The sequence below is a fragment of the Pseudomonas salmasensis genome, from assembly GCF_014268375.2.
Classification (GTDB): domain Bacteria; phylum Pseudomonadota; class Gammaproteobacteria; order Pseudomonadales; family Pseudomonadaceae; genus Aquipseudomonas; species Aquipseudomonas salmasensis.
Window position 1 is genome coordinate 530,675 of the sequence record NZ_CP077083.1, and the last position, 23,333, is coordinate 554,007.

Below are 23,333 nucleotides of genomic sequence, written 5' to 3' on the forward strand. Positions count from 1 at the left end.
TTATGATGACGCCATCACGCCGAAGAGGGAGAACCGCGGTGAATCGCATCGAGCATATTGCGTTGATGGCCAGCTATAACCAATGGATGAACCGCAAGGTCTACGACGCCACCAGCACCCTGACGCCCGCACAATTGACCCAGGACCGCCAGGCGTTTTTCGGCTCGATCCTCGGCACCTTGAACCACCTGACGCTGGGCGACACCGTCTGGCTCAAGCGCTTTGCCGAACACCCGGCCCACTTTGCGGCCCTGGCGCCACTCAATGGCATTGCTACGCCCGGTGACCTCAAGCAATTAGCCTTCGCCAACCTTGCTGAATTATCGGCCCATCGCGCCTGGCTGGATCAACTGATCATCGATTGGGCCCACAGCCTGCACGAGTACGACCTCGACCAACGTCTGCGCTATCACAACATGCGCGGCGTGGCCGCCGAGAAACCCTTCTTCGGCCTGCTGGTGCACTTTTTCAACCACCAGACCCACCACCGCGGCCAGGTGACGACGCTGCTGAGCCAGGCGGGTGTAGATGTGGGGATCACCGACTTGCTGGCACTGATTGACTAAGTACAGACACGGTCAATGTGGGAGCTGGCTTGCCTGCGATTGCGGCGCCGCGGTGTGACAGAAATACCGAGATGCCTGCATCGAGCATAGGTATCTACACAATTTTGCAGACCGTAGCAGCCGACGGTAACCACGATGCGAAGCGAGTCGCTCTTGATCTTGCTCTTGATCTGCTTGTGATCTTGATCTCAGGCGCCCCCCCAAATCACTGGCGGATTACGGGCACACCGAGCCTAAGCGAGGTGCCGAGTGGTGGGGCATGAGCGTTTTGCTTACTTTTGCGCTTTTCAAAAGTGAGCCGCCGTCAGGGCGGAACCCTAGGTGGCCGTTACCTAAATAACGGATATGTACCCGGTCCAACTGTGTTGACTGCCAGGCCGCCTTCGCGAGCAAGCCCGCCCCCACAGTAGAATCGCGGGGTGTCAGGAAGATAGATGTCGGCTGTCAGGCCGCCATCGCAGGCAAGCCAGCTCCCACACTAATCACTTCACCTTGCTGCTCAAATTCTCCACACTGCGCTTCAACTCATCCAGGCTACGCTTGAGCCCGTCGATCTCGCCTTTCTGCCGCTCTATCGTGCTCTTCTGCTCATCCACCGTCCGCTTGAGACTCGACAGCTGGCTGTCACTGCTACTGGCACTCGAACCGTCCTTACGCTTGAACTCATCAAACGCACGCTCCTGGCCCTCCACTTTGCTTTTCAAGCTTTGCAGTTCGCTTTGACTCTGTTTCTGCCCAGCTTGCAGCGCCTCGATAGCACCCACGGAAACACCCGACGGCTTCAACACATAGGCACCGCCCACGTCCATCGAGCCGGCCGTCAACTTGTCTGAAGACGACGCACCAAACTCACCCCACCGCACCGCACTCCCCGCCTGCGCCGAGCTGAACACGGCAGTGCCCAACAAACCCGCCACACCCGCGGCCATGATCCAAGCCTGCTTACGGACACCGAGCATCACACGACTCCTTGGGAAATGCCGAAATGGCATATCGCTATGACTGTCATTTATGGGGCTTGTTCCTGGGTTGCTTGCGTTCATCAGGACTTGACACAAAGACCCTGTAGATCACTGATCTGCCACGCTTTTTCCTGCCCATCTTTATGCGGGAAAACCGGCCTGGAGGTTGCGCTGAAGCGGCTAGATCTATATATTCCCAACCCTGTTACACCGCGCTACCGCCCGAATGGCGAAACTGGTAGACGCATGGGACTTAAAATCCCCCGCTCGTAAGGGCGTCCCGGTTCGATTCCGGGTTCGGGCACCATAGATATCAAGGGCTTGCCGGGGAAACCTGGGCAGGCCCTTATCTTTTCTGTTCCGCAATTTTTCTGCTCTTGGAATTGTACTTCTAGGCGTTCTGCCAACCTGACACACCTACCAAGTCCGCCTGGGATCTTAAAGCGCAAATCTGCCCCCTTTTTCCCCGCTTTTTTCCTTTTTATAACCCTTAGGAGGCGCTAAAACGCCTACTCACAATTAAAGAGGACGCACACACCATCCCTCTTCCCGACCAGACTTATCGGCTTTCTATTTACCCCTCCATCAATCGAAATTTCAACCATGAGATCTTGATCTTCAAATGACTGCAACTCCTCAATCAGTTGAGAAATGGTTTTTCCACGCACTATCCAATCAGGAACTTTATTTTTGATCACTTTAAACACCTGCACACTTGATCTTCACATAAAAAACAAAATATTTTTCAGAATTTCATTGCCGAATCTCAAATACCCCCTCAAACTTGAAAATCAGTCCGCTCACTTTTTGTGTTGCTTTTCTGGGCTGACTCAATTCGAGGCTTCAGTCACGAGGCGTACAGCTTAAAACGGAAAACTCACGAGACAGCACTTCAAACCCAGAACCTCCGTAATCTTTAAACCTAAAATTTACGCCTTCAAGCTGGTCTGCCGAAATATTTTCTAACTCAATCTCGCTCAAGTAAAAATCGCCATTTACTTCAGGAACTTTAAAATACCTCACACCCATAAACTTAAGGCCAACGTCATATTCAAAACGATCAAGCTTATAAAGCATGAAAAGCATTATCTCATATGTCGAAACGCTCTCTCCCTCATACTCTTGCCGAACGCCAAAACTCAATACATAATTCAAATTATAGAAATTAAATTCTGGAATGATCGATAGCTTTTCAATTCCGTTCATATCACTTCCTATGGATTGCATATCCCCCCCCCTGACAATCCGATAACACACCAGGCCTAGCGCCCTTTACATTTTGATTTTCTCCATAGAAAAAAGGAAAAAGGACAGATTTATTTTCCAGAAAACCATTCGTTATATCTAAAAGGCCTCGTCAAAACTATAAATAAATCTGTCCCATTTTTTTGTCCCATTTTTTGTCGCTGACAATTTAAAAGTCAGTATGTAGTCTCGCCTAGCTACGCATTTTCCTGACTCCATTACATCCTCATGAAAAACAGATCAGAAGGTGTAAACCCTATTCAGGACAGGTCACTCCATTTAATCAACCGAAAACGATGCGAAATAAAATGACAATTTTTTATCCTCAAGCTCGCTAAACTCATAGCGCATTCTGTCAAAACCAGAATCCAGCTTATTCACACTCATATGCATCAGCTGAGTAAGACCCCCGCCAAAATCACGGGACGCAAACTCGGTGATATCAATGAATCTGATGCGCACGATCTCAGCCCCAATCTTTTCAGATGTCGAAACTGATAAAAATAAATCATAAGTCATCTCATCCATATTCAATTGAATGCTAATTGCATACAAACAATTATTAGCAACAAGCAGCTCATTCAATTCTGGAACATCAATCATTGTTCACCCTCGTTTCCTTGCCCTTGGGACCATAGCCAGGACCATATTCGTAGGTATGCGTGTGCGGATCGGAATGATATTCCGCAGGCTTTCCTTTGTCCCTATACCCGTGATTCGTGTAATCCGTTCTTTTAACCTGCCGCCCATATTGGTCGTACTCGATCACAGATTTTTCCAGCTTCCCGGTCGCAGGGTTATACCTTTCTTGTGCTGTAGTCCCCTTTTTCATTCGACGGGCTCGGCGGCAAGGGTCGAGCTCAGGAAAAATGGTCACTCGAAGTAAATTAAGTAAGTGCCATTCGGGACAGCTTTATTAGTTACAGACAATAACCAAATAAATCTGCCGCATTCTATACCGCCATCTTCTTATGCCGCGACTTAGCGCTCGGGAAACTCCCTTATGGCCTCTTCAACAGAACGAATCAAATTAGCCAAGCCTTTATCATCAACATTGAAAGGCAATGAGAACTCTCTGTCACTTGAGTAATCATACGCTGCGCCCTTAGGGTGGAAATTAAAGTCAAGTATCACTGCCAGCTGCATATCACCCAAATACGAAAATGCCAATTCCCCTTCCGTGAATGCAATCCTTGAAGGTCGCACTCCAGCTTTTAAACTTCTCAACCATCTCAACAGCCTTAATAGTTCATTAGTGCGCAGATAGGGCCCACACGCTCTCCATGGCTCCCCAGCCTTATATTCGACATCTATACTGACAACCAACCAATTAGCATCTACCTCATCCTGCGCACCGGGAAATTCATACCCTTTCACTTTGAGTGAAAACTTATTGCCCTTATCGAATAAGTCAATCATATTTCACTCCCTATTTTTCGCTGGCCTAAAAAAAAGGGGGCAGATTTATTTTCCAATTTTCCAGAGACTCATTCGTTATATCTAAAAGGACTCGTCAACCCTATAAATAAATCTGTCCCCTTTTTTTCATTTTTTATAATCACATCAGCTGGCTAGTTATTAAGTAAGCACCATCCAAATCTGCCACCCCTTTTTCCGTTGCCTTTCAGTCCTCCTCCTGATTAGCCGTATACTCACAATTCAGCAGCATGCACATTCCAGACCTTTTAACAACCAAGCTAATCGGCTTACTTGTCACCCCATCATCAACAGATATCTCGACAAGTAAATTTTTATTTTCAAAACTACTCAATTCCTCAATTAGTTGAGAGATAGTTTTTCCGCGAACAGCCCACTCAGGAATTTTTGGATTTTTCATTTCAATCACCAATACGTTTAAAGTTCACATCAAATGTTCCGTCTCTTGTTTCTCTTTTGCCAAGACCTTTAACTGAATCAGCCATTTTCCAAGCGCCTCCATTATGTCCATCAAGATCCCTCGTAATGTAGCTATTTCCTCGCTTGAAGACAGCCTGCCCATTATGCACCGTTTCATTAATCTTTTTGTACCCCGCGGCCTCCGCAGCCTGCTTAGCCTCCTTGTTGGTCTTATAAACCGGTTCGGCGAGAGGGCGGGGTGCCTTGGAATCTGCACTTTTCCCATTCTTACCTTTGCCGGCGGGCATAACCCCAAACAAAACAGCCGACAGCATTTCTCCACCGCCAATTAGGTATCTGTCGTCTTGAAATGCGGGATTTAGCTCTTTGCCTTCAACAATTTGAGCAACTTTCTGCCCTACGAAGGCGTTCAGTTTGTCCACGTTATCTGAAATCGCTTGGCCTGCCTCGGTCCCCTCGACGGCCTTCATTGCAATGAACTGGACAACTCCTTTTGGACCTTGGGCTGCGGCCAGAACATAAGCAATCGCATCCACACTCTCAGGATGCTCGTTTTTATAAGCCTGTATCGCCCCAAGTTGGCGAATCACACCCTGAAGCTCGTCAATCCCTGTCGGATTGACTTCCGACGTATCCAGTACCACTGCCTGAGGATCGGGTTTATAAGTGCTCGACTCAACAAGCTTCTGCGCGTCGCTAAGCACCTGAGGTTCGATCCCATTTAACGACGCCATACTTCTCAGGACGCTGTCTATGAATTCGGGATCCCCCATTTTTGCCATTGCCGATCGAGGGCTCATACCAGAGAGAATGAGTGCTTCAAGCGTGCTTTCTGCCAAGTCTTTGCCGGCCATGGCTTCTGCACGAGCATCCATCGGACGGCCCTGCATGACTTCCACTCGATTGACTAATGCATGCAATGCCCCGGCGGCCTTGTTGAAGTTGTCCAACGCCGTTTTATCGTAATTGAGTAGCCCATCAGACCATTGCTTCAGCGTTTCTCCAGGTTTGAGCACAGCATCGATGGACGAACTACTCGCATACAAATCCGTTCGTTTTTCATCATCCTTGGTGATCTCATAGGCCTTGCTTACATCCCGGTTCAACCCGGCCGTAGAGTCAGCCCCCGTCTCAGCATCCTTGCGTACAACGATTTCACCTGCCCCCACCGTGGCGCGGACAATCTGCTCTCGCTCTTTCTCGTAGTTCCAACCCTCAACGCTCCAGCCGGTCTTGCCTTCCTTGCCTTTGCCCGCCTGGCTACTGTCTTGTACGGTGTTGCCTTTGCTGTCGTTGCTCCCGGCTTTATAGGTGCCGCCTACGTTCAGGTAGTACCCATGCTCTTTGTCCTGCCCGGCGATATCGCTGAAGCCGAGGGTGCCGGTGTCCAGTTTCAGGTTGCCGTTGTCAGCGGCGATGACGGCTCCGTCGATCTGGGTATGGTTCTCTGTTTTGATATCGACGGCATTCTTGCCGGTGATGCGGGTTTGCTCTTCGACCCAGTCGGTTTTGCCTGTGGTCTTGCCAAAGCCGACCGAACCGCTGACACCGGCGCCCGGGCCGATGGTGGCCGTAACGCTGATATCAAACTCTTTGCCCTTGACCTTGCCCGTATCGGCAACAGACGAAACCTTGAGGTCGCCGCCCACACGCCCCACCACTTCATCGCCTCTGAGGTTCGCTCCGCCGATGGTGGTGTCTTTGCCGCTGGCGAAACCCAGGCGGTCGCCGGCATAGAGGTAAGCCTCTTGTTGGCGTTGGCCTTCTCGCTCCAGGTTACCCTTGCCCATACTGACGCTGACGTAGACGCCAATACCTTCAGAGCCAAACGTCAGGCCTGCTTCCCCGCCGCCACTGTGGCGGTTGTTTTCGCTGTTGCTGTCGTTATGCGCCGAACGAATATTCAAGTCGTTGCCGGCATTCAGCTCGATATCTCGCTGGGCTTTAGCCTGCGTTCCAATCAGGTTCAGGTCATTGCTGGCCTTGAGGTTGATATCGCGACCAGCATCCAGTTGCGAAGCCGTAGAGGAACCCTGGGTGCTCTCGCCTGTCGCCGTACCGAAGCTGCCACCGGCGCCCAACTTGATCCCGCCGCTGGTGCCACCATGAATGCCGCCCCAACTTTGGGTGTGGGTGGTTTCTTCACTGACGCCACCCTTGGCCACGTCAAGCGTGACGTCACGCCCTTTGATATTGATGTCGCGCCCGGCATCCAGTTGGCTTCCCTTCACCAACACATCGTTGCCGGCGTTAAGGTGCAGATCGTTACCGGCGCTTAGCGTCGAAGATCGGTTGGTTTGTTCGATAACCTGCTGGCTATTGGTTTGCTTACTGTTGCCAAACTTCCCGTCCAGCGTCGGCCCGCTGACAAACTGACTGACCGAATCAACTGCTTTGAGCGTGCTTGAGCCCTTGCTGACATTGTCCTCGCCTTTGCCTGCGCCGCTGACAGCGTCCTTGGTATTGGCATAGTTATGGTTGATCGATACGCCCAGGCCGTTGCTCTCTTTCTCGCGTATCTGCTCGGTGAGCACGCTTTCACGCGCAGCATCGATATTGATATTTCTGCCGGCCGTCAGCTCGATATCATTGGCGGCGCCAACGTCAGAGCCGCGTTGGTTGATATCACGCTTGGCGTTGATCGCCACATCTTGCCCGGCGCTGATCTGGCTGCTGGAAGCGGTCTCGTGTTCGACACGATTCTTTTCCCCACTGCCTTCGGTGCCAGCGAAGATGCTGATGCCATTACCGTTACTGGAGATGCTGGAACCTGTCTGTTTTTTCTTCTCCCAGCTACGTTCGCTACTGGTGTCTTGAGCGGCGACCACATTGACGTCGCGCCCGGCATCCAGATTTACATTGCGCCCTGCGCTGATGCCGCTGCCAACCAGGTTGATATCCTGCGCAGCCTGCAAGCTGGCATCACGATCAGCATTTACCTGGCTGCCCACGCTGGTGCTGCTTTGCGCTTCACGGCCGGCTTTTTTCGCTGACGAGATCGCGACCGACGTTGGCCTTTCCGTATATCCAAATTTCTTCTTATGTTCCTCGCTACGGCTATAGGCCGTGTCGTTCGCAGAAATCAGGTTGATGTCACCCGTGCTATTGACCAGCCCGGAGCGCAATTCAGTGTCGTTATCAGCGCTTATCTCACTGGCCCGCACCCGCACATCATTACCCGCAGCCACCACCACATCATTGCCCGCCTCCAACTCACTGCCCACTTGACTCGCAGTAGTCTTCAACTGGCTCTTGCCGCTTTTGGACAGCCCCAGGAACCCGGACTTGGTCTTCTTGCTGTAGGAGCCATGTTCCTCGACCCCCGACAACACCGCGATGTCACCCGTGGCCCCCAGCAACATGTCCCCACCAGCCTTCAACTGGCTGCCGATCACGGTGACGTCACGCCCGCCGTCGATACTCATGCCGCCATCGGCGTTCTTGCTGGCGTTAACGGTCAGGTCTTTGCCGGCTTCGACGACGGAGGCTACGTTGGTGCTGTCGTAACTTTCCCGCTGCTGGCTTTTGCTACGACCGAACGAGCCTTTGCTCTTTTTCGAGTAGAACGAAGCGTCTTCGTCCAGGGCCGAGAGGATGCTCACATCGCGCTGTGCATCGAGGGCCACGTTGCCGCCGCCGGCGATTCGGCTGGCGGTGAGTTCCAGGTCTTTACCGGCATTGAGCGACACGTCGCCGCCGGCCGTCAGCACGCTGGAAACCTGGCTGATGTGGTCCTTGGACTGGGTGACCTTCTTGGACTTGCTGGAGGAATGCTGTTCGTCGGCGGCCGACGAAATACTCAGGTCCTCAGTCGTCGTGATGCTCAAATCACGCTTGGCGTCGATGCGGCTGGCAATGGCGCTGAAGTCTCGCCCTGCCGATACCTTGAGGTCGCGGCCGGCCTCCACACTGGCGCCGTTTTGCGTCACGGTTTCGGTGTGCAGGCGGTTGCCCAGGTCCAAACCATTGCGTTGCTCAACGGCATCGATGTGCACATCGCGGCCAGCGACCAATGTGGTGTCACGCCCGCTTTGCAGCACGCCACCGGTATTGGCGATGTCACGGCCTGCATTCATCGTCAGGTCATTGGCAGCCTCGATGCGTGACGCACTGTCGAGATAGTCGCGTCGCTCGGCAGTACCGTTACCCGTACGGGTCACGGCACGTTCGTTGATCACATCACCTTTGATCGCCGTCAGCGTGACGTCGCGTCCGGCGATGATGCCGCCGGACTTGTTGACGATGTTGTTACCCGCCAGCAGGTCGAGGCGGTTGCCGGCTTCGATCAAGCCGCTGTTGATCAGGTCATTGCCCGCTTTGGCCGACAAATTGTTGGTGGCGCGCAGGGTGCCGGCGTTCTCCAGGTTTTCGCCGGCGATCAGGTTAAGGTCGTTGCCTGCGATCAATGCGCCGTTGGGTGCAAGACGATTGTCGGCCTGGGCCATGTACAGCACCGGCACCAGCACCTTTTCACCGTTCACTTCGTGCTGTTCGAGCCAGACGATGTCGTGGGTCAGCGCCGCGACCTGTTGCGAGGTCAAGGTAACGCCCACTGCCAGGTTCAGTTGCTGCTTGCTCTGGATCGCATTGTCCATCAGGTACTTGAACAGCTTTTCGTCGGTGTTCTGGCCGTCGATAAAGCGCTGCCCTGTGCGTGCTTGCACAGCCTGCTGGATCAAGCGTTGCTCATAGAGCCCGTCGCCCAGGCGCTTGGCACTTTCGTCCGGGTTGTAACCCAGCCCTGCGAGCAGGTAGTCGGAGCTCATGAACTGCTTGAGGTCCGTGAGCACCGGGTTGGTTTCGATCAGGTATTTATGCGGTTGCGACTTTGGCGCGGTAGGCGTGAAGCCTTGCACGCGGTTGATGGTCTGGCTGGCGACCGGAGTGGTTTGCGCCAGCGCATTGACCGGCTGGGCAATCACCTCTGCGACCTGGGTTGGGCTGCTGCCCGCACCTTGTGCGACGGGTGTATTCACCACCGGCTGCACGCCTGGCATAACCGGCGTCACGCCAGGGATGTTCAACGTCGGCCGAGTCGGCTCGCCCGGTGTGGCGACCTGAACGTGGGTGTTTCTTTGGGTCAGCGCCAGCTCTGGCTGATCCGCAGGCCCTGTTACCTTCGCCACTGGCGGCGTTGAACCGCTGGACGGATCTTGGGCGTTGATACCGTCGCCCCGGGCGATTTCACCTGGGGTGATCTGGCTGGGCGTCCAGCCACTGCCGTTGGCCACATCGCCGGCCCCGGCAACGTTAAGTGTTCTGGTGGTGGCGGTGACACCACTGACCTGACGTGCAGTGGAGTCCACCTGACGCGTAGCTGCGCCCTGTTGAGTGACGCTTTTGAAATCGAAGGTGCGCGTTTCAAGCGCCGGTTGTGCATCCTGGCGTTGAGCCAGGCCGAGGGTCGCACCGCCCATGGTCCAGCTTTGTGGGCCACTGGTGGCTTGGGTGGCCTGGGCATCCTCACCCGCCCGGCTACTGAGGCGGAACAGTCCGTGAGTGCCCGTGGGCAAGGTGAACCCGCGTAGCGTCAAGGGGTTGACTTGTTGTTGGGCCAAGTCCGGTGGCAGCTGTGGCGCGAGTTGCACGACCACCGTTGTCGGGGCGCTGGCAACACCCGTGTCCTCATTGCGCGCAGCGCGCCCGGCCAAGGCGGTGAAGGATGTCTCGATGCTGTTGATCAAGGATTTGGTGGCCGTGATGTTCACGGTACCGGCTGCCTGGATGATCGCGGGTGCCAATGACGCGCCAGCGGTCGATACCAAGGTGTCGCCAATCAGCCTGAAGGCTGACAACGCACTGACCGGCAGGCTTTTGGGTCCGGGCTGAGCGTTGTAGGGGTCCATGACACCACGTTTGAAGCGCCAATAAGTACCGTTAGTCGCTTCCATCCGCCAGGTACGGGTACGTGTTCCGGAGTCAGACGCAGCGCCTTTGTTGATCAGCGTATCCGCAGCAATGTTCATGTCAGCGCCAGCAGCGATGACACTGTATTCGTTGAGCACCGTACTGGCGGCAATATCCATACGTCCGCTCGATTGGATCGTCGAAGTGGCCGATGTCTTCAATAACTCAGTTTGATAGTTTTCCGTGCCGACAAAATCGACAACAAAGTGATCGCCACTGCAGTCCCAACAAATGTTGGTGAGTGACCCGCCGCTACCGGGTATTTCTTTAGTGGTGAACTCATCCCGACGGTTAGTCAGGCTGGCAACCTTAAGAGACATATCACCACTGGACTCGATGCTGCCGGATACGTTTTCGAGACTGGCTGCTTTGCTCACCCCATCTCGACCGGCCACATCCAACCGCCCTAGGCTGTAGATATCACCGTACTGGTTCGTGATGGTGTTGCTATGCAAGGTCATGTCGTTGCCGCTGAACAACAAGCCACGATCGTTCAACAAGGCTGCACTGGTGACTGTCACATTCTGTGCGGCACCCAACGTCCCGTAGTTGTTCAGCGTACCTGCCGAGAGTTCGAGATGGGTCGCAGAGGTCAACCGTCCATAGTTGTTCAATTGCCCATCGACGGTGATCAGCGTGTCGCCACCGCCGGTAATCTTGGCTTTATTACTCAGGTCCAACTGAGCCGCATGCAGGTTGAGGACACTCTGGCTGGTGACTCGCCCATTACCGCTGTAGGTGCCCGCGAGGTCGATAGTTGAACTGCCATCACTGGCAATCAATCCATTATTGACCCAGCTCCCCCCCTTCCCTTCCAAGTGCGTCGAAGCCAGCAACTGCCCGGTTTCGGTCTGGGTGAAGTTATTGACGTTAACGTTCAAACGCCCCGCCTGAATGACGCTGGTATTGGTCCAGGTATCCGCATTCAAGGTCAGGCCGCCACGGGTGACAACGGTGCCGCCGGCGCCGGTAACGTTAGGCAATGAGATGTCGAATGTGCCCTCACCCACATGCAGCAACTGCCCGCCGTTGTTCTGGAAGTTGGCGGCCGCCAGGGTCAGGTCCTGGTTGGCGGTTTCCACCGCGCCGTTGCGGTTATCGAACACACTGCCGATCTGGAACTCGGTCTTGCCCGAGCGTCCCAGGGCGCGCAACTTGCCGCCCTGGTTATCGATGGCGTTGGCGGCCACGGTCAGGTTGTTGGTGCTTTCGATCAGGCCGTTGTGGTTGGTCAGTTGGCCATTGAGGCCGAATGCGATCTGGTCGCCGGCTATCTGCCCGGCGCTGTTATCCAGGGCGCTGCCATTGATGCGCATCAGGCCCTTGGCATACAACGCGCCCTGCTGGTTATTGAGGGTTGCAACCGTAAGCAATGCATCGCTGGTTTGCGCGCCAAGATAGCCGCCCTGGTTATCGAGCTGACCGGCATTGAGTAGCAGGCGCTGGCCCTGAATCAGGCCGCCCTTGGGGCTTCCATTGAGGTCATGGCCATTGCGAAGCACTCCCACCACGCCGGCATCGATGGCGCCCTTGAGACTGGCGAGCACACCGCTACGGTTGTCGAAGTTCCCGGCCTTGAGGTGCACGTCACCGGTCTGGCTGATGATATTGCCGCCTTGGTTGTCGAGATCACCATTGACCTCGACCCGCAAGCCGTTTTGCCCCTGCACTTTGCCTTGGGCGTTGACCAGGCCAAAGGCGTTGATGTGCAGGTCGCCTTCCTGACTGTAGATCAAGCCGTCAGCGTTGTTTTGAACGATGGCGCTGGCATCGATGGCCAGCGGACCTTTGGCCGCGACGGTGCCGCCTTGGCTGTTGTTCAGGCCGCCCATGGCCAATGACAGGCGTCCCTGGCTGGCCAGTTGACCGCCGCGGTTATCCACCTCGATGGCACGCTGGAGTAGCAGCGACCCAGTGCCTGCGATCTTGCCGTTGACGTTGCCAAGGTTGCCTTGCAGGTTGAGCACCAGTTGGTCGTTACCCATCAGCGAGCCACCGGTATTGAGCAGGTTGCCACCCGAAACGTTGAGGTCACGCTGGGCGGTGATGTTGCCGGCACTGTTGTCGAGGTCGGCCGCACTCACATCCAATGTCGCACCACTGTCGATCAAGCCGCCCTGGGTGTTGTTCAGCGCGCCAAGCACGCTCAGCGTCTGCTGCGCGCCGCTGGAGATTGCACCGCTGGCGCTGTTATCCAGGCTGGCGGCGCTGACCGTCAATCGCCCTTGGCTGGCCAACGCGCCCTCGCCACTGTTGAGCAAGCGCCCACCGAGGCGCACATCCAGGTTGCCGTTGCGACTGGACAGCGTGCCTTTGTCGCGGTTATCCAAGTGAGTGCCGATCAGGTTGAGGCCCTGCCAACCCGAGATCAGGCCGCCGCGGTTGACCACGTCGCCCGCGTTGAGCGTGAGTAATTGTTGGCTGATAAGCGTACCGGCGCTGTTGTCCAGGTTGCGCCCCGTCAAGCTCAGGGCATTTTGACTGGACAGTTCGCCGCCCTGGTTTTGCAGGTCGCGCATGCGTTGCAAGGTCAGCGGGCCTTTGGCGAAGATCAGGCCTTTGCGGTTATCCAGATCACCGTTTGCCAGGTCCACGCTCAGGCGCTGTTCACCTATCAACCTGCCGCCACGCAAGGCCATGGACGTGAGTGTGAGGTCCATGTCCCCCTTGGCCGATACCTCGCCGCCGTCACTGGCGTCTAAACTTTGTGCAGTGAGTTCCAGGCCGCCCTGGCTGTTGATCAGGCCTTTGGCGCTGTTGTCCACGGCCAACGCATTGAGCGTCAGCGCGCTGGTACCCAGCAGGCTGCCGCCCTGGTTATTGAAGTTGCCCGCATTGACTGCCAATGCTTGCGCGGCGTTGATCAAACCTTGTTGCCCGTTGCTCAGCAGCCCGGTGCTGGTCAATTCAAGGCCGCCACGGCTGGTGAGCGTACCGCCGCTGTTATCGACCGCGGCCGCTTGCGCACTCAGGCTTGCACCCGCAACCAAACCCTTGACGTTAGTGAGTACCTGGTCGATACGCAGCGTCAGGCCCTGGTTGCTGAGAAGGCGGCCACTGCTGTTATCCAGGTTGCGCGCCACGATATTGAAGGCCTGGCCACTGGAGATTTCACCGGCCTGGTTGTTCACACCATTGAGCTGGCTCAGCACCAGCGGGCCGGTCGCGTTGATCAGGCCCTGCTGGTTGTTAAGCTGGCCGTGGTTCAGGTCCAAGGTGAGTCCGGCGTTGCTGAACAGCTTACCGCCTTGTTGGTCGAGTCCATCAACGCTGGCCGTCAGGGCCTGGGCGCTGCCGATGCTGCCAGCGCTGTTGTTCAGTAACCCAGCCTTCAGCGCCAGCGTGTCGCCGCTGATCAGACGACCGCCGGTGTTATTCAACGCGCCAGTGGTCACCCCGACCGCACCTTTGCCACTGAGCACACCGTTCTGATTACCCAGGCTGGCGCTGCGCAGTTGCAGGCTGCTGTCAGTCACCAGCTCACCGCCCTCGTTGTCCACACCACCTGTTAAACCCAGCTCCAACGCCTGGGCACTGGACATGCGGCCCTGACGGTTGACCAGGCTGGCGGCGTTGGCACCCAAACGGCCTTCACTGTTGATCACGCCCTGGCTGTTATTGAGCTCGCCTTTAAGTTCAAGTTGCACAAGCTGTTGAGCGAGCAGCCTGCCATTGCTGTTGTCCAGGTTTTGAGCGCTCAGCATCAGCTGTTTTGTGTTGAGCTGGCCTTGGTTGCGATTCAGCAGTTGGGTGAGCGCAAGGTTCAATGATTGACCCGCCAGCACACGACCCGCATCGCTGTTATCCAGGGTTTGCCCGGTGACGGTCAGGTCGGCGTTGGTCGACAGTTCGCCACCACGGTTGTCGATGCGATCGACGCGCAGTTCCAGCGCTTTATCGGCGCCAACCAGGCCCTTGCGGTTGTCCAGGGACGCAGCACGTATATCCACGGCTGTGGTGCTGATGAGTTGACCGCCGCGGTTATCGACCTGATCGACATCAGCAGTCAGCAAGGCCTTGCCCGATACATCACCGCCACGGTTGTCGAGCCGGGCGGACGACAGCCCCATGGCCCCGTCGGCAATCAGCGTGCCGCGTTGGTTGTCCAGCGCCTGGGTGGCAGAGACTTGCATGACGCCACGGCTGTTGAGCAGCCCATCCGTGTTGTCCAGTCGGGCGCTGCTGGCGTTGAGCGAGGCTGCGCTGATCGCACCTTTGGCGTTGCCCAAGGCGTCTTGAATCTGCAGTGTCAGGCCTTGGTTACTGATCAGCTTGCCGCCGCCGTTATCCAGGTTGCGAGCCGCCAGGCTGAAGGCTTGCTGGCTGGACACTTCGCCACGCTGGTTATTGACATCAGCCAGGTTTTTCAACATCAGCAGCGGGCTATTGATCAGGCCGCCCACGTTGCTCAATTGGCCGTGATTGAGGTCCAGATCGAGCTGGGTATTGCTGAACAGTTCACCGCCCTGCTGATTCAGGCCGGTGAGGGTGGCGGTCAGATTTTTGCTGCTGGCGATACGTCCGCTGTTGTCCACCTGGGTGGCTGCCAGATCCAGGCGATCGGCGCTGGTGATACGGCCATTGTTGTTCAGCGTGCCGGTGGTCAGGGTCAGTGCACCACGGCTGTTGAGCAGGCCTTTGGGGCCGTTGTCCAGGCTCGCGCTGGTGAGCGTCAGGGCGGCATCGGTCTCCATGACGCCGCCTTGGTTGGTGATAGCACCGCTGGCAGCAAGGGTGAGCGCACCTGCCGAAGAGACGGCACCCGCGTCGTTGTTGAGCGTCGCGCTGGTCACCTGCAGGGTGCCTTCGCTGCTGATTTTGCCCAGCTGGTTATACAGCCGACCATCCAGTTCAGTGCCGGGAATGGCTACCAGCGACATGCTCAGCGATTGCTGGCCCGCGAAAGTGCCTTGGCCGTTATCCAGGCGCGCGCCGTTGAAGCGGTTGTCCCGGGCGAAAATTATCCCTTGGGCCTGGTTGATTACATGGGCCACGGCCAGTTCCAATGCGGTACCGGCGATCAGTTTGCCCGCGCTGTTATCCAGGCGCTGCGCCTTGAAGTCGATGCTGCTCTGGCTGGAAATCTCGCCCGCACGGTTATCAACGGCGTCGACCGTGAGTTTCAGCGCTTTTGTGGCACCTACCAGGCCGCCCTCGCGATTGTCCAGGGAGGTCCCGCTAAGGCTCAGCTCATTCTGGGCGACCAACTCACCGCCTTGTTGGGCCAGTACACCGATAGTTGCCTGCAGATCCGCCTGGCTGGCGATGCGGCCAGCCGCGTTTTGTACAGTGTCGGCCGTCAGGCGCAGGGGCCCCACGGCACTGACCAGGCCCTTCTGGTTGCGCAACTGTTGCCCGGCGAAGCCCAAGGCCGCCTTGCTGTTGAGCGAACCGTGTTGGTTGTCCAACTCACCCACATGGAGTTGAAGGTCCTTCTGGGAAAGGATCACGCCTGAGCGGTTGTCGACGTTCGCACTGTGCACCGTCAACAGGTCCTGCCCGGTCAGCCGCCCTTCGCGGTTATCCAAACGACCGGCACGCAGCTCCATCGCACCCTTGGCCAACACCTGCCCTTTGGCCTGATTGTCCAGTAACCCATCAATCGTGGCCTTGAGTTGGCCGTCACTGCCCAATTTCCCGGCCTGGCGGTTATCCAGGCTGGCGGCCTGCACGTTCAACGAGGTGCCGGCCCCGAGTGTGCCGGCCTGATTATTCAGTGCGCCCTTGACCTTCACGTCCAGGCTGACATCACCGAGCACTTGCCCGGCAGTGTTACTCAAACTGGCCGCCTTCAGCTGCGTGTGGCCTGCGCTGACGATTTCGCCCTGGTCGTTAAGCAGGCCCTCATCGACCGCCAGGCGCGCATCCAGCGCGCTGCTGACCTTGCCTTCGCGGTTGTCCAGGCGCGCGGCGTCAAGCTCGACACCGGCGGCTGAAATCAGCCCCTTGACGTTAAGCAGCGCCTGTTCGATTTTTAGGGTCAAGCCATGGTCGCTGAGTACGTTACCGCCGCTGTTATCCAGGGTGTCGGCACGCAAGGCAAAGGCCTTGGCGCTGGAAATTTCACCGTTACGGTTGTCGACACTTTTGAGGTTTTTGAGCAACAACTGCCCTGGCGCGTTGATAAAGCCATCAGCGTTATTCAAGTGCCCCTGGTTCATGTCCAAGGTCAGTTCGCTGTTGCTGTAAAACTCACCGGCTCCGCGCTGGTCAAGGCTGGTGAGGCTGGCGTTGAGCGCCTGGCCACTGGCGATACGCCCCTCGAAACGGTTATCTACGTCGGTGGCTGTGAGGTTGAGGCGCTCAGCGCTGGTGACACGGCCTTGATGCTGGTTAAGCAATACGCCTGTGGTCAGTTGCAGCGCACCGTCAGCAACAATGCGCCCTTGGCTGTTGTCGACACTGCCGGCATTCACCGTCGCCGTATCAGCGCTGAGCACCTCGCCGTTCTGATTGGCAAGGGCATTGGCGGAGGTCAACAGTAACGCCCCGCCGCTGCTGATACGCCCGCCGTTGTTACCCAGGCTGGCGCTGCGCAGTTGCAAGGCGGCGTCGCTGCGCATCACGCCTTGGCTGTTGTCAGCCTGCCCGGCCAGGGTCACGTTGAGGTTGCGTTTGGCGTAGAGACTGCCCTGGGCGCTGTTATCCAGGCGGGTGGCCTTCAGGCTCACATCCTGTTGCGCAGAAACCAGGCCTTTGAGCTGGTTGTTCAGCCTGTCGAGCGTCAACTGAAGCGTGCTATTGGCCAGTACGCGACCGGCATTGCTGTTGTCCAGCTCACGGCCCGTCATCGTCAGTTCGGTAACACTGGAAACTTCACCCCCTCGGTTGTCCACTCTGCCAATGGCTAGGTTCATGGCCTCGCCCGAGTTGAGCAACCCGGCCTGACGGTTATCCAGCTCGTCACCCTTGACCTGCAACTGCCCGACCGAAGTGATGCGGCCACCTCGGTTATCCACGCGTCCCACCTCAAGTTGCGCCCCGGCCTTGCTGGTGAGGCGGCCGTTAGCCTGGTTGTCCAGGCTGGCAGCATTGAGGGTCAACGCTTGGTCGGCGGCAAACAGCCCGGCCTGATTCAACAAACCGGCTGAAATCTGCGCCGTCAGCGTGCCGTCACTGGTTAGCTTGCCGGCGCTGTTATCGAGGCTGGCAACATTGACCGTCAATGCTTGACCGGCGGCCAATGTGCCCTTGCCATTGTTGACGGCGCCGAGGCTGCTCAAGGTCAAGCGGTTATCGCCCTGGACGCGCCCTTGACTGTTATTGAGCGCAGCCGCTTTGACTGCCACCTGCTGACCCAGCAGTTCGCCGGTACGGTTATCCAGCTTACCGTCCACGCTGAGGTCCAGGTTAGAACCGGCACTCAACTTGCCGCCCTGGTTGTCCAGGCTGGCGCTGCTGACCTGCAAGGCCGCCGCGGAAATCAGGCCACGGGTGTTATCCAGTGCCTGGGCGATTCGCAGGGTCAAGGCTTGCTGGCTAAGTACCTTGCCGCCCGCCGTGTTCAAAGCGGTTGCCGCCAGCTCAAAGGCGTGGGCGCTGGAAATTTCACCGCCCTGGTTATCGACGCTGCCCAGTTGCTTGAGCAGCAATTGCCCAGGCGCATTGATCAAACCACCGTTATTGTTGAGGTGGCCACCTTGCATATCCAGGCTTACATCGGCTTGGCTTGCGACCTGCCCGTTACGGCTGTTGTCCAGTGCAGTAACGGTCATCCCCAACTGAGTGGCACTGCGCAGATCTCCGCCTTGGTTGCTCAGCTTGCCCGTTGCAATCTTCAGCTCACCGGCACTCGATAGCGTTGCGTCATCGTTGGTTAAACCGCCGGCATTGATGGTCAGGCGAGCATCGCTGCGCAGCGTGCCTTGGGCGTTGTTCAACTGACCGCCAACATCCACACCCAGCTGGTGTTTGGCGTACAGGCTCCCGCCCGCGCGGTTATCGATGCCTTGTGCGCTGATCTGTACCTGCTGAGCGGCAATACGACCGTTGAGCGAGTTGTTCAAGTCAGCGACGTTCACCTGCAAGTCAGTGCCGGCGCTCACCAGCCCCGCTTGGTTGAGCATATTCGCGGCTATACGCGCCGTCAGCGCCGCGTCGCTGGTCAGCTTGCCCTGACGGTTGTCCAGGCTGGCGCTGTTGACGGTCACGCTTTGCCCGGCGGCCAATGTGCCGGCCTGGTTACTGATCGCGCCACCCGCTTGGAGCCGCAGCGTCCCATCACCCTGCACCAGGCCCTCATCGTTATTGAGCGTCCCAACCCCAAGCACCAGGTGCTTGCCTAGCACCTTCGCGCTGCGGTTATCCAATTCGCCATCGACGTGCAGGTTGAGGCCTTCCATCGCAGCGAGTCGACCGCCTTGGTTAATCAGTGTGCCCGCGCGTACATCCAGGGCCTTGGCGGTTAACCCGCCTTTGGTATTGTCCAGTGCACGGGCAATGCGCACGCTCAAGGCTTGCTCGCTGAGCAGTTTGCCGGCGCTGTTATTAAGCTGGTCCGCGACCAGCTCGAAGGCCTGGGTGCTGGAGATTTCGCCGCCCTGGTTCTCGACGCTGTTCAGTTGGGTCAGCAACAACTGGCCAGGGGAGTTGATCACGCCACCCTGGTTGTTGAGGTGGCCCCGATTGAGGTTCAGGCTCAGATTGCCTTGGCTGAAAAGTTGGCCGCCATTGCTGTTGTCCAGGCTACCTACGGTCAACTGTGCGCCTGAATCGGCACTCACACTCCCGCCTTGATTGGCCAGCGAACCACCCACCCGGGCATTAAGCTGGCCACGGCTGTGAACTCGACCGCGTTGGTCATTGATCAAACTGGCAACATCAATATCCAGGCCGCTGGCTGCAATCAGCCCTGCACCGTTGTTGAGCGCCTGTACGATTTTCAGGCCCAAAGCCTGGTCGCTGAGCAGCTTGCCAGCGCGGTTGTCCAGGCTGTTGGCGGTGAGCGTGAACCCATGAGCGCTGGAAATTTCGCCGCTGCGGTTGTCAACGCTATTGAGATTGTTCAACGTCAGTTGGCCAGCGGCGTTGATCAAGCCACCGTCGCGGTTGTCGAGGTGGCCGTTGCCCAGGTCCAGGACTGCATCGCTGTTGCTGTAAAGGCGCCCCTGCTCATGCTGGTCGAGGCTGGTGACACGGGCAGTGAGGGCCTTGGCACTGGAAATGGATCCACCTTGGCTGTTAATTACCGGGCCGGCCGTGAGTTCGAGGGCGCCACCGCTGGAGAGCACGCCATGTTGCTGGTTGTTGAAGTTGCCGGCGTTGACCTGTGCAGCGGCACTCGATTCGATGCGGCCCTGCTGCTGATTATCCAACGTGCCGGCGATATTCAGCCCCAGTTCGCCCTGGCTGGTGAGGATGCCTGACTGGCTATTGTCCAGTTGCCCGGCGTTGACCTGCGCCATCTGCCCGGCCACCAGGCGACCGCTTTGATTGTTCACCGCCGCGCTGGCAGTCAAGCGCAACGCCTGGCCCGCAGATATCAGGCCGGCGACGTTGTCCAGGCTGTCGACCTGCAAAGTGACTTCAGCAAGGCTTGAGAGCTCGCCCTTGCGATTGACCAACTGCCCGATGCGGCCGCTGAGCCCTCGGTCGCCCACCACCAGGCCTGCGTCAGCATTGAGCAACCGTGCGGCATTCAACTCAATGCGTGCGGCGCTCAACACGCGGCCTTGCTGTTGGTTGTCCAGTTCTTCGGTCGTCACCTTCAGCTGGTTTTGCGCGCTAAGGGTGCCGCCGCGGTTGTCGAGAGTGCCATCCACATTCACGGTCAGGTCACGACTGGCGATGACGGTTTTGCCGTTGTTATTCAACTGGGCAGCAGTGACGTGGATATCGCCCTGAGCATTGCGCGTCTGATCAGCATTGACGCCCGCTTCGATGACGCCGTTGTTGGTCAACACCCCACCGCTTTGCAGCGCCACGCGATCACGCGCAGCCAGGCTTTTTTGATTGAGCAAGTCGCCTTGCGTCTTCATCTCAAGCACACTGCCCGCCGCGACCACGCCCTGGGCTTCAACGCTGCGGGCCTTTACGTCAATGGCACCGGCCGCCGTTGTCTGGCCCATGACCACATGGCCACCGGCATCAATCTGAATATCACCGCCAGCGACCATGTCCCCTGACAACTTCACGCCGACACCCGCCTCGGTCCCCACCAGCTTGACGGCGCCCACATACATGCCGCCCAGCGCCGACGAGTCAATCGCCAGATCCGGCGCCTGGCTGCCATCTGCGGCTCGCGCGGTGGCATTCAAGGTACGTGCGTCCACATCATTACGACCGGCGACGACCGTGAGTTTTTTCGCCTGGATCTGCGCGTTGAGGGTGGTGGCGCGGGTGATGATTTCGAACTGATCGACGTTGCTGGCGTTCAGGCCGGCGCCTTCGATGGCAACACTGCCCTGGTCGACCTGGTAACGAGTGATCTGGCCGTTTTCGATCACGGCTTTACCGGTGGTGAGCGTCGCTTGCGGCGTGTTGATAAAGCCGCAACCGTTACAGCTGATGCCATATGGGTTGGCAACGATCACATGGGCCGATTGCCCGGCCACTTCGGTGTAGCCGCGCAGTTGGCTGGGGCTGCCGCCGTTGACTTCGTTGAGAATGATATTGGCCGCGGTGCCATGGAGATTGGGGTTGCCGACGATAATGCCGCCCAGTTGGGTGGACTGGGTACGGTCGGTGGCGTTATTGAGGATGACCCCGTTGGCGCCGACGTTGTAGTCATGAAATTGGTTGTGCGAGAGTCCGTTGGCATTCGGCGTGGCGATGTTGACAATGGGCACGCCATTCCCCGCTTGCCCGACTGTCGTACCGGGGGCATTCACCACAATGCCGTCTGCCTGGGCCAGCAACGGGTGCCAGAACATGGCGTTGGCCAGAATCAATGCCAATCCACGTTTAGGCAGCCCCAGGAAATGGGAACGGCTTTTTACGGCAGCAGAAGGCTGACGCGCGAGGAATGCGTACTGGCGAACGTCCATGTCATGTCTCAAAGCCCGAAGGCGGTCAAAAATTTAAAGGAAAAAATCCAGACGGAAATAGATCGGCGCTTCACGGTCCGTGATCGCTTCCGGTCGTTCCAAAGAGTGTGCAAAGGTCACGCTGGCCGCGACGTTCTTGCCGCGCGCAAACAACTCCACCGAGTTGCTGCTCATGCGCCCATGCTGCTCGGCGTTGTAGCGCCCATGGCTGATCACGCCCTGGTCATAGCCCAGGCTGCTGCCGTATTCAGTGAACACCGGCTGCATCCAGGCCCAGGTTACCGGCCGGCTCCAGCGCAGGTCGTTGCGCCAATAGCCGCCGCTGTCGCCAGCGAGCATCTGGTCTTTGTAGCCCCGAATCGACGACTGCCCACCCAGGCTCATGCGCTGGGGGCTGAACAACACGTCCTCGCTGTGCTGGCCGGTCATCAAACTGCTGAAGCTGAACGACTCGCCCCACAGTTTGAATGGATACAAATAGCTCACCGTGGCGGTGTACTTGCGATAGCGCGCATCCGGCTGCCCAGGCTTTGGATCGTGATTGGCCTGGGCATCGAATGCGCCGATGCCGTTTTGCATACCGAGGTCAACGTTGAGAAACGAACCGCCGATACGCCGACCATGGTTGATACCTACTTGCGCTTCGCTGAGGCGGTTGCTGCTCAAGGCAAGCTTGCTGTCTTCAATGAAATTGTTGGTGCGAAGATAGGCGATGCCACTGTTCAGGGACGTTTTGCTCAAAGCGTCACGATGGATAACCCGCTCCAGGCGCAACTGGTGAGTCTGACTGTCGCCCGTCTGCTTGAACTTGAAATTGTTGGCCTCGGCCCGGGAGCGGTATTCACTGTCGATATAGCTATACGAGAGGTTCCACCAACCGAACGGCAGGCTATAACTGAGCATCGAATTACGTGAGGTTTTCTGGTGATCGCTGACGGCATCGTGGCCGCCACGCAGCGAAAGTTGGTCGGCCAGGCCCAACGGATTGTCCCAATCCAGGCTGGCGCCCCACTGCTGCTCACCGGTGCTGCGCTGGCCGCCGTTGTGCCGCGACAGGCCGACACGCCAGGGCTTTTGCGCGGTGTTTTTGACCAGTACATCACTGCCCCCCACCGCCTTGCCCGGCGCGAGCTCCATCTGCGCCTGGTTCGATGGCAAACGATTCAACTGATCGACCATCTGCTCGATTTCGCGCAGATTGAGCAGTTCGCCCTGCTTGCCGGGGAAACTCATGGTCAGTTGGCGCTCAGTGATGCCGCTGCCTTCGGCAGATTTCAGGCTCTCCAGCTTACCTTCAACCACTTGAATCTTGAGATTGCCGCTGGAAAGGTCCTGCTGCAGCAAGTAGGCGCGACTGGTGACCAGGCCTTTGGCCAGATAACGGTCGGTGATCACCTTGAGTACTGCGTTGAGCTGCGGCACACCAAGACATTGGCCGACATAGGGCTTGATCAGATCAGCGCGCTCACCGTCGCTCAGCGCATCCGCACCGCCCAGCTCAATGGTTTTGATCGCAAAGCAGCGTGTATCGACGGGGGTTGTCGGGGTTGCCGGCGCGGCGGCTTTACCGGGCAGGTCTTTGAGTTCTTCAAGGCGCCGTTGCTGCTCTTCGAGCAGGCGGTCCTGGCGGTCACGGATCAGGTCGGTGATGCCGGGAGCGTTCTGCGGCGTGGCCGCTTGCGCCCATCCGGAGGTGCCCAGGCAAAAAAAAGCGGACAGCAGGCTTAACCTGGTCCGACGCGGTAAACGCCACACTTTATAGATCCCTCTATATGGCTTTATGCCATCCAATGTGGCGATGATAAGATGTC

At 57.4% G+C, this 23,333-nt stretch carries 9 protein-coding genes and 1 tRNA gene; 2 read left to right on the plus strand and 8 right to left on the minus strand.

The features are described from left to right. The first annotated feature begins 38 nt into the window (after positions 1-38). Positions 39-566 (plus strand): DinB family protein, encoded by a 528-nt coding sequence (locus tag HU731_RS02215; protein WP_186607569.1) that lies wholly within the window; start codon positions 39-41, stop codon positions 564-566. Positions 567-1,048: 482 nt separating this feature from the next. Here HU731_RS02215 and HU731_RS02220 read toward each other — a convergent pair whose 3' ends face one another. Next, entirely contained in the window at positions 1,049-1,525 is a 477-nt protein-coding gene (locus tag HU731_RS02220) for a hypothetical protein (RefSeq protein WP_186607568.1), read from the minus strand. 223 nt (positions 1,526-1,748) lie between these two features. On the opposite strand from HU731_RS02220, the gene HU731_RS02225 reads away from it, so the two are divergent. Beyond that, a tRNA-Leu gene (locus HU731_RS02225) sits at positions 1,749-1,835 on the plus strand. A gap of 536 nt (positions 1,836-2,371) precedes the next feature. On the opposite strand, the gene HU731_RS02230 is transcribed toward HU731_RS02225, so the two are convergent. From HU731_RS02230 to HU731_RS02255, 7 genes are all read right to left on the minus strand, one after another. Further along, entirely contained in the window at positions 2,372-2,734 is a 363-nt protein-coding gene (locus tag HU731_RS02230) for a PIM8 family immunity protein (protein ID WP_186607567.1), read from the minus strand. Between the two features lie 318 nt (positions 2,735-3,052). Then, positions 3,053-3,376 (minus strand): hypothetical protein, encoded by a 324-nt coding sequence (locus tag HU731_RS02235; protein WP_225931573.1) that lies wholly within the window; start codon positions 3,374-3,376, stop codon positions 3,053-3,055. Next, complete coding sequence (locus HU731_RS29080; RefSeq protein ID WP_496198646.1) at positions 3,369-3,605, minus strand: hypothetical protein; 237 nt, start codon at positions 3,603-3,605, stop codon at positions 3,369-3,371. The genes HU731_RS02235 and HU731_RS29080 overlap by 8 nt, the downstream gene beginning before the upstream one ends. Positions 3,606-3,754: 149 nt before the next feature. Next, the gene (locus HU731_RS02240) at positions 3,755-4,192 is read right to left on the minus strand and encodes a WapI family immunity protein (RefSeq protein WP_186607566.1); all 438 of its coding nucleotides are present in this window, start codon (positions 4,190-4,192) and stop codon (positions 3,755-3,757) included. Positions 4,193-4,397: 205 nt separating this feature from the next. After that, on the minus strand, positions 4,398-4,610 hold the full coding sequence (locus HU731_RS02245; RefSeq protein ID WP_186607565.1) for a hypothetical protein: 213 nt from the start codon (positions 4,608-4,610) through the stop codon (positions 4,398-4,400). A 1-nt stretch (position 4,611) separates the two neighbouring features. Then, a complete protein-coding gene (locus HU731_RS02250; protein ID WP_186607564.1) occupies positions 4,612-21,522 on the minus strand; it encodes a hemagglutinin repeat-containing protein in 16,911 nt (5,636 codons plus the stop codon). Between the two features lie 33 nt (positions 21,523-21,555). After that, complete coding sequence (locus HU731_RS02255; protein ID WP_186607563.1) at positions 21,556-23,277, minus strand: ShlB/FhaC/HecB family hemolysin secretion/activation protein; 1,722 nt, start codon at positions 23,275-23,277, stop codon at positions 21,556-21,558. Positions 23,278-23,333: the final 56 nt, after the last annotated feature.